Below are 8162 nucleotides of genomic sequence, written 5' to 3' on the forward strand. Positions count from 1 at the left end.
TCCCGTAGTACAGGACGGCGGCGCGGACGTCGTCGATCACCGCTGTCCACTGCGAACGCGGGAAGAACAGGTAGGTCAACACCAGTACGGCACCGAGGACGACCGCTCCGGCGGGGAACAGGCGCTTGACCAGCTTGGTCCAGAACGCGCCGAAGGCGATGCGGCCGTCGCGTTCCATCGCCCGGACCAGTGACCCGGTGATGAGGAAGCCGGTGAGCAGCAGGAACACGTCGACGCCACCGGAGACCGTGCCGAACCAGATGTGGTAGACGGCGATCAGCACGGCGGCGACGGCGCGCAGGCCCTCGATGTCGGCGCGATGACGTGGACGCGCGGGTGCGGTCACGGGCGTTTCGACGACATCGGTGACACGCGGGTGAGCGGGAACGGACACAGGTCAGCCTCGGGCTCGAAGATGGTGGGGCAGGGGCCGGCCGGATGCGGCGGTTCGATGCGTCCGAGGAGAGGTTCGCGACGCCGAGAGAGTGCCCTGCCGAACCAGTATCGGCACCGGTCGGGAGTGACTTGTGTGTACAGGCCGCCCTGTTGTCGAGTCGAGATGGAATCTGTGTGAATGCGTAGCCCTGAGCTGCGCAAACGGGTGCCCTGGGTCACATGGACCGGCTTGCCGGGCTGTGCCTCCCGCCCGCTCCCTCACTTCCCGGCAAAGGCGAATAGGACCGTTGAGGGCCGCATGTCGGCCAGGTCGCGTTCATCACGTTTTGGTCTACCTGTCACTTTTGACAACCTCGTGGTTCACGCACGCGTCACCTATGAGTGGCCTCGTACGCGAAGAAGCGCCCCAGCAGGTGACTCCCCCCGCGCGAGGCATCGAAATCACGCGCCCCTACCCGGCGAACATCCCCCTGACAGGCACCGTTCGCTTACCATCGGAGTTCAGGGAAATGCCCTCCTTCACCCTCGCAGACGTGCGAGACCAGACCTACAAGCCACGGGACTCGTGGTGGACGGTCTGGCTAGTCGACCCGCTCGCCTCCCGGCTGGTCAAGGCCACGGCGAACCGCACCAACATCACTCCGAACCAGCTCACCGTGGCGGCCCTGATCCTGGGCCTGCTCTCCGCGGTGTGCTTCTTCCTCGCAGACTGGTACTGGCTCCTGACCGGTGCCCTGCTGTTCCACCTGAGCTTCGTCCTCGACTGCATGGACGGCAAGATCGCCCGCCTCAAGGGCAACGGCTCGGTCTTCGGTAGCTGGCTGGACTACGTCTTCGACCGCATCCGCGTGCTGGTCTGCGGTATCGCCCTCATGGGCGGCCAGTTCGCGATCACCGGCAACCCCCTCTTCCTGTGGGTCCTGCTGGCCATCGTCTTCACCGACATGTTCCGCTACCTGAACTCGCCGCAGATGGCGAAGGTCCGCTCGGCCATGCGCCGCCACATCGCCCAGGCGATCCGTGAGGTCGAGGAGCACGCCGGCGAGCAGGACACCGGTCGGGTCCGCCAGGCCGCCGGTGGCTTCGCCGGCCCCGACGACAACGTCAACGACGGCATGGGCGACGAGGAGAGCAGCGTCTCCATCGGTGGGGCCGAACGTGTCCAGGCCCCCGCCGTGGCCTCCGACGACGAGGAGACGGACGAAGAAGGGGTCATCACCCCCAACCGCAAGGCCAAGCACCTGCAGAGCACCGCCCTGCAGAAGGGCTTCGACAAGCGCTTCCCCTGGTACCGCAGGGTGCGCGACATGCTCTGGGCCAACCGGATCCGTCCGCACCTGTTCAGCGGCATCGAGTTCCAGATGGGCGTGTTCATCGTCGCCCCGCTCGTGGGGATGTTCTCGGTCACCGGGATGGTCGCCACCATCATCGGTTCCGCGGTGTTCATGCTCACCTTCGAGATGCTCATCATCTACAAGCTCTGGCTGTCCACCCGCGAGTTCGTCCGGGTCACCCAGAACATCAACGAGACGTTGGAGTCGCTGGACCTCAGCGGTCTCGAACGGCACCGTCCGGCGGCCTGACCGGCCCCGGTTCCCACGGATCGTGGGTGTGAGCGGCGCGTCCCCGACTCGGAGACGCGCCGCACCCGTCTTTGCGGAGGTCAGTCCGTGTCGCTCTTCGGGCCGTCGTCCTCGGAGACCGCCCCCTCCGCCGCCCGGTCGGCGGCGAGCATCCGCCGGTCCGGGACGAGGGCGCCCAGCGCCCAGTGCAGGAGGAACGCGGCGATCAGCCCGACCACCCAGCCGTACGAGGCCAGCGGGCCCGCCACGGAGAGCACCGCGCCCACGCCGAAGGCGAGCAGGGCGCGCCAGTTCCAGCCACCCGAGTACCAGTACTCGCCGTCCCGACTGAACAGGGCTGGCAGGTTGATCCTCGTGCGGCGCAGCAACCAGTAGTCGGCCAGCAGGATGCCCGCCACGGCGCCGAGGATGCCCCCGACGGTTCCCAACCAGACGAAGATGTAGGTGTTCTCGTCCTCCAGGAGCTTCCACGGGAAGATCAGTACACCGAGGACACAGGTGATGAGCGCGCCGGTGCGGAAGCTGATCCAGTTCGGCTTGAGGTTGGCCAGGTCGTAGGCGGGTCCCACCAGGTTGGCGGCCACGTTGGTGGACACCGTCGCCAGCAGCACCACGAAGATCGCGAACAGCAGCCCGAGGCCGGAGTCCATCTTGTCCACGACGTCGATCGGGTTCCAGATCGGCTCGCCGTACACCGCGGCGGTTCCCGCGGTCACCATGACCGCGATCAGTGAGAACAGCGTCATGGTGGTGGGCAGCCCCAGGGACTGACCCGCCACCTGCGCCCGCTGGGTGGAGGCGAATCGGGTGAAGTCACTGATGTTGAGGGTCAGAGTCGCCCAGTAGCCGATCACACCCATCAGGGACGGGAAGAACAGCGCCCAGAAGGACGGACCCCAGTCCAGGGGGCGGTCCACGGAGAGCATCGGGCCGAGGCCGCCGGCCTGGGAGGCCATCCACACCAACAGGGCGACACCGCCGAGGACCATCAGGGGCGCGGCCCAGAGCTGGACCTTGCGCACACCCTCCATGCCCCACAGGATGATGGCGATCTGGGCCAGCCAGAACACCCCGAAGGACAGCCACAGCGTCCACGGGTACCCGCCGAACTCCGCGGCGTCCATCCATGGGGCGCCGAACAGCCGACCGGTCAGGACGTACACGCCCTGACCGCCGATCCAGGTCTGGATGCCGAACCAACCGCACGCCACCGCCCCGCGCAGCAGCGCGGGCAGGTTCGCGCCGCGCACACCGAAGGAGGAACGCGCGAACACCGGGAACGGGATGCCGTACTTGGCCCCCGCGTGCCCGGTCAGGACCATCGGCACCAGCACGATGAGGTTGCCCAGGACCACCGCGACCATCGCCTGGCGCCAGTCCAGGCCGGCGGCGATCAATCCACTGGCCAGCGTCCACGCGGGGATGCTCACCGACATGCTCACCCACAGGGCGGAGAAGCTGCCGGTGCCCCAGTTCCGCCTGGTCATGGGTACGGGCTGGAGGTCGTCGTTGACGAACGGACCGGCCGGGAGGGTGGTGCCCTCCGGCAGGGAGACACGGCCGTCGGGATGGGTGACCTGTGTGGTCGTCTCGGGTTTCGGTGGGGCTTTGGACACGGGACACCTTCTCGGTGGTGCTGATGGGGATCCACGACGCGGGCACGACGGCGGGCTCGCGCGCGAGGCCGGGGGAGGACCGGATGGGATTCGGTTTCAGGCCGTCGACCATCTTCACACGTCGCCGGGGCCGCGACGACGTTCCCGTGTGCGGGCGGTCCGGGCCGGCCCCCGGTGTCGGGGGGGGCGGCCCGGCGCGACTCACGGACGCGTCCGTGAGCGCTCAGGACATCGCCGGGACGATCCTGCTCCCGTAGGTGTCGATCACACCGTCGACGTCGTCGTGCATCGCGTAGATCGCGAACTGGTCCACGCCCGCGGCGCGCAGCCGATCCAGTTTCTCCAGGTGTTCGTCCACCGTTCCGATCAGGCAGAACCGGTCGACGATGGTGTCCGGAACGAACTCGGTGTCCGGGTTGTCGACCCGGCCGTGGTGGCTGTAGTCGTAGCCCTGACGGGCCTTGACGTAGTCGGTCAGTTCCTGGGGCACCATGTCCGATCGGTCCCCGTACCGGGAGACCAGGTCGGCGACGTGGTTGCCCACCATCCCGCCGAACCAGCGACACTGCTCCCTGGCGTGGGCCCGCTCTTCGACGGACCCGTCGGTGACGTAGGCGGGCGCGGCCACGCACACCTTCACCTCGTTCGGGTCACGCCCGGCGTCGGCGGCCGCGGACCGTACCGCCTTGACCATCCACTCGGTCAGGTAGGTGTCGGCGAGCTGCAGGATGAACCCGTCGGCCCGCCGACCCACCAGGTCCAGGGCCTTGGGCCCGTACGCGCCCATCCACACGGGCAGGGAACCGTCGCGTACCCACGGGATGCGCAGGGGCGCGCCCTCCACGTCCGCCTCGCGTCCTTCGGCGAGGTCCTTGATCGCGGTCATCGCCCGTGACAGTCGGTCCAGGGTCGCGGGCCTGCGTCCGGCCACCCGCATCGCCGAGTCGCCACGGCCGATGCCGCAGATCGTCCGGTTCCCGTACATGTCGTTCAGGGTGGCGAACACCGACGCGGTCACCTCCCACGCGCGGGTGGCGGGGTTGGTGACCATGGGGCCCACGATCAGGCGTTCGGTCCGCTCCAGGACGCGGCTGTGGATGACGAAGGGTTCCTGCCACAGCACCACGGAGTCGAAGGTCCACCCGTGTGTGAACCCCTTCTCCTCGGCGCGCACCATCCGCTCCACCAGCAGGTCGGCGGGCGGATCCGTCTGGAGGACCAGTCCGATGTCCATGTGTCCCCCTCAGATCAGGTACTGACAGGTGGACCTGGGCACGTACGAGCCGTCGCCGGCCGAACCCAGGTAGGAATCCCGGTCCACGATCACGCGGCCGCGGGAGAGCACGGTGCGGGCACGACCCCGCACCCGTTTCCCCTCGTAGGCGGAGTAGTCCACGTTCATGTGGTGGGTCTTCGCCGACAGGGTCCGCTCGGCGTCGGGGTCGTACACGACCAGGTCGGCGTCGGCGCCGGGGGCGATGGTGCCCTTCCTCGGATACAGACCGAACATCCGGGCCGGGGTGGCGCAGGCCAGTTCGATCCACCGTCGACGACCGATGTGCCCCTCCACCACGGCCTGGTGCAGCAGGTCCATCCGGTGCTCCACCCCGGGCACGCCGTTGGGGATCCTGGAGAAGTCGCCCACGCCCAGGTCCTTTTGCCCGCTGAAACAGAACGGGCAGTGGTCGGTGGAGACCACGGACAGGTCGTTGGTGCGCAGCGCCCGCCACAGGTGGGCCTGGTGCTCCTCGGGCCGCAACGGTGTCGAGCACACGTACTTGGCGCCCTCGAAACCGGGTTCGGCGAGCTTGTCCACCGTCAGGAACAGGTACTGCGGGCACGTCTCACCGAAGACGTTGAGCCCCATGTCCCGGGCGCGGGACAGTTCGGCCACGGCCTCGCCCGCCGACACGTGCACCACGTACAACGGCGCTCCCGCGACCCGGGCGAGCTGGATGGCGCGGTGCGTGGCCTCGGACTCCAGCAGGGCCTTGCGGACCTCCCCGTGGTGGCGCGGGTCCGTCCGGCCCTCGGCCAGGGCCTGCTCGACGAGGACGTCGATGGCGATGCCGTTCTCGGCGTGCATCATCGTGAGCGCGCCGTTGGCCGCGCCGCGCTGCATCGCTCGCAGGATCCGCCCGTCGTCGCTGTAGAACACGCCGGGGTAGGCCATGAACAGCTTGAACGAGGTGACACCCTCGTCGACGAGGGCGTCCATCTCCTTCAGGGAGGACTCGTTGACGTCGGACAGGATGGCGTGGAACGAGTAGTCGATCGCGCACCTGCCGTCGGCCTTGGCCATCCACGAGTCCACCCCGGCACGCACGGACTCGCCCGGCCGCTGGATGGCGAAGTCGACGATGGTGGTGGTGCCGCCCCACGCCGCAGCGCGGGTGCCGGTCTCGAAGGTGTCCGAGGAGTACGTCCCGCCGAACGGCATCTCCATGTGGGTGTGGCCGTCGACGCCGCCCGGGAGGACGTAGTGGCCGGTGGCGTCGATGACCTCGGCGTCGCCTTCGGCCCAGGTGCGGGCGGCGTCGCTGCCGCGCAGGGCGAGGGCGGCCACCTTCCCGTCCTCGACGAGGACGTCGGCTTCGACCTCCTCCGCCGAGGTGACGACGAGACCGCCACTGATGAGGGTCCGGGTCATGGCCTCATCCCTCCGTCAGCGGGCCGTAGGCGTCGGGCCTGCGATCGCGGTAGAAGGCCCACTGCTGACGGACCTCGTCGACCATGTCGAAGTCGAGGTCGCGTACGACCAGTTCGGCCTTGGTGTCGGAGGCGACCTCTCCCACGAACTGTCCACGCGGGTCGACGAAGTAGCTGGTGCCGTAGAAGTCGTTGTCGCCGTACTCCTCTCGGCCGACCCGGTTGATGGCGGCGACGAAGTACTCGTTGGCCACGGCGGCGGCGGGTTGTTCGAGCTTCCACAGGTGGGCGGACAGACCACGGCTGGTCGCCGACGGGTTGTAGACCAGTTGCGCGCCGGCCAGGCCCAGGGCGCGCCAGCCCTCGGGGAAGTGGCGGTCGTAGCAGATGTAGACGCCCACGCGGCCGACGGCGGTGTCGAACACCGGCCATCCGAGGTTTCCGGGACGGAAGTAGTACTTCTCCCAGAATCCCTTGACCTGCGGAATGTGGTGCTTGCGGTACTTGCCGAGGTAAGTGCCGTCGGCGTCGATGACGGCGGCGGTGTTGTAGTAGAAACCGGGCTTGTCGATCTCGAAGATCGGAAGCACCATCACCATGTTCAGTTCCGCGGCGAGCGCCTGGAACCGTGTGACGGTGGGGCCGTCGGGTACGGGCTCGGCCCAGCGGTGGTGCTGGGCCTCCTGTACCTGACAGAAGTAGGGTGCGTTGAACACCTCCTGGAACCCGATGACCTCGGCGCCCTGCGCGGCGGCCTCTCGCGTGTACCGTTCGTGGGCGTCCAGCATGGATGCGGTGTCTCCGGTCCACTCGGTCTGTACGAGTGCGGCCCGGACGTTGTGCGGCATGGTTCCCTCGCTCCTGGTCGAGCATCTGACCTGCGCTGTAGAGACCGCACCCTAGATAAAGGACGAATGGCCGGTCAATATCCGACATCCGGCGGGACGGGATAAGACTGTGTTAACCGAATTCGCATTTGTGTCGTATGAGGATATATAACCTTTCTGTGGCGTTATCCGGTCGGAGGATCGGACAAGCCGGTGCGCTCTTCCCGGCGGAATTTCATGTGTCCGCACATGCGTCGGGGCCGCCGGATCGGATCCGGCGGCCCCGCTCGAGCGACGTCGGTGTCGACGTCGGAGTCACGTCTCAGCCGGTGACGTCGACCTCGACCTCGTTGCCGCCGAGGGTCTCGGCGCTCAGGCCCATGTGGGAGATCTGCGAGGGGTCGTCCACGTCGAAAACGATCGCCGTCTCGTAGCTCTCACCGGGCTCCAGGTCGATGAGCATGCTGTCCTCGGTGTAGTCCCAGGTCGCCTCGTAGTCCTCTTCGATCTCTTGACCGTCGTAGGTGTAGAGGTGCTGCTCGTCGCGCCAGAAGTCGTCGGCGACGGAGCCGGCCGGCTCGAGTTCGATCCACACCACGACGTACTCGCCGAGCGGGGTGTGGCTGCCTGCCTCGGGGAGGCCCGCGTCGATCTGGGTGATGGTGAAGCGCAGACCGTCGTGCTCCACGGTCTCGCCCACACCCGGCATGTCGGGGTTGGAGCGCGGCTCGTTGCCCAGCCCGGTGTCGGTGTCCGATCCCGCGGAACCGGAACCGCCGCTGCCGTCCCCACCGGTGCCCTCGGATCCACCGCCGCCGGTGCCGCCGCCCTCGTCCGAGGGCTGGTCGGCGAAGACGAAGACCAGCAGGACGACCAGGACCACGCCGATCACGAAGAGGCCACCGCAACCCAGGCTGATCCACAGCCAGGGCGAGGTCTTCTTCTGCTGCGGTTGCCCGTAGGGACCACCGGGAGGGGGTCCCATCGGGGGCTGGCCATAGGGCCCACCGGGCGGCATGCCGCCGGGGGGCATACCCCCGGGCGGGGGAGGACCTCCGGGAGGCATCCCCCCGGGAGGCGGCCCCATAGGC

At 68.1% G+C, this 8162-nt stretch carries 7 protein-coding genes; 1 reads left to right on the forward strand and 6 read right to left on the reverse strand.

The window, feature by feature from the left end:
- Positions 1 to 346 (reverse strand): acyltransferase family protein (locus K8V84_RS02660; RefSeq protein WP_369696595.1); only part of this gene is annotated, 346 nt, incomplete at its 3' end.
- Between the two features lie 559 nt (positions 347 to 905).
- On the opposite strand from K8V84_RS02660, the gene K8V84_RS02665 reads away from it, so the two are divergent.
- Positions 906 to 1979 carry a CDP-alcohol phosphatidyltransferase family protein gene (locus K8V84_RS02665; protein ID WP_304069868.1) on the forward strand — a complete coding sequence of 358 codons (1074 nt, stop codon included), beginning with the start codon at positions 906 to 908 and terminating at the stop codon, positions 1977 to 1979.
- 80 nt (positions 1980 to 2059) lie between these two features.
- Here the strand turns inward: K8V84_RS02665 and K8V84_RS02670 are convergent, their stop codons facing one another.
- The 5 genes from K8V84_RS02670 to K8V84_RS02690 form a co-directional block, all read right to left on the reverse strand.
- Positions 2060 to 3595, reverse strand: a complete 1536-nt coding sequence (locus tag K8V84_RS02670) for an NCS1 family nucleobase:cation symporter-1 (protein ID WP_304069871.1) — start codon at positions 3593 to 3595, stop codon at positions 2060 to 2062.
- Between the two features lie 223 nt (positions 3596 to 3818).
- Positions 3819 to 4829 carry a TIGR03842 family LLM class F420-dependent oxidoreductase gene (locus K8V84_RS02675; protein WP_304069873.1) on the reverse strand — a complete coding sequence of 337 codons (1011 nt, stop codon included), beginning with the start codon at positions 4827 to 4829 and terminating at the stop codon, positions 3819 to 3821.
- Positions 4830 to 4838: 9 nt separating this feature from the next.
- The gene (gene hydA, locus K8V84_RS02680; protein ID WP_304069875.1) at positions 4839 to 6245 is read right to left on the reverse strand and encodes a dihydropyrimidinase; all 1407 of its coding nucleotides are present in this window, start codon (positions 6243 to 6245) and stop codon (positions 4839 to 4841) included.
- A 4-nt stretch (positions 6246 to 6249) separates the two neighbouring features.
- A complete protein-coding gene (locus tag K8V84_RS02685; protein WP_304069876.1) occupies positions 6250 to 7092 on the reverse strand; it encodes a nitrilase-related carbon-nitrogen hydrolase in 843 nt (280 codons plus the stop codon).
- Between the two features lie 301 nt (positions 7093 to 7393).
- Positions 7394 to 8056 carry a DUF4352 domain-containing protein gene (locus K8V84_RS02690; protein WP_369696596.1) on the reverse strand — a complete coding sequence of 221 codons (663 nt, stop codon included), beginning with the start codon at positions 8054 to 8056 and terminating at the stop codon, positions 7394 to 7396.
- Positions 8057 to 8162: the final 106 nt, after the last annotated feature.

Origin of the sequence: Nocardiopsis listeri (assembly GCF_020741345.1) — a bacterium.
GTDB classification, from domain to species: domain Bacteria; phylum Actinomycetota; class Actinomycetes; order Streptosporangiales; family Streptosporangiaceae; genus Nocardiopsis; species Nocardiopsis listeri_A.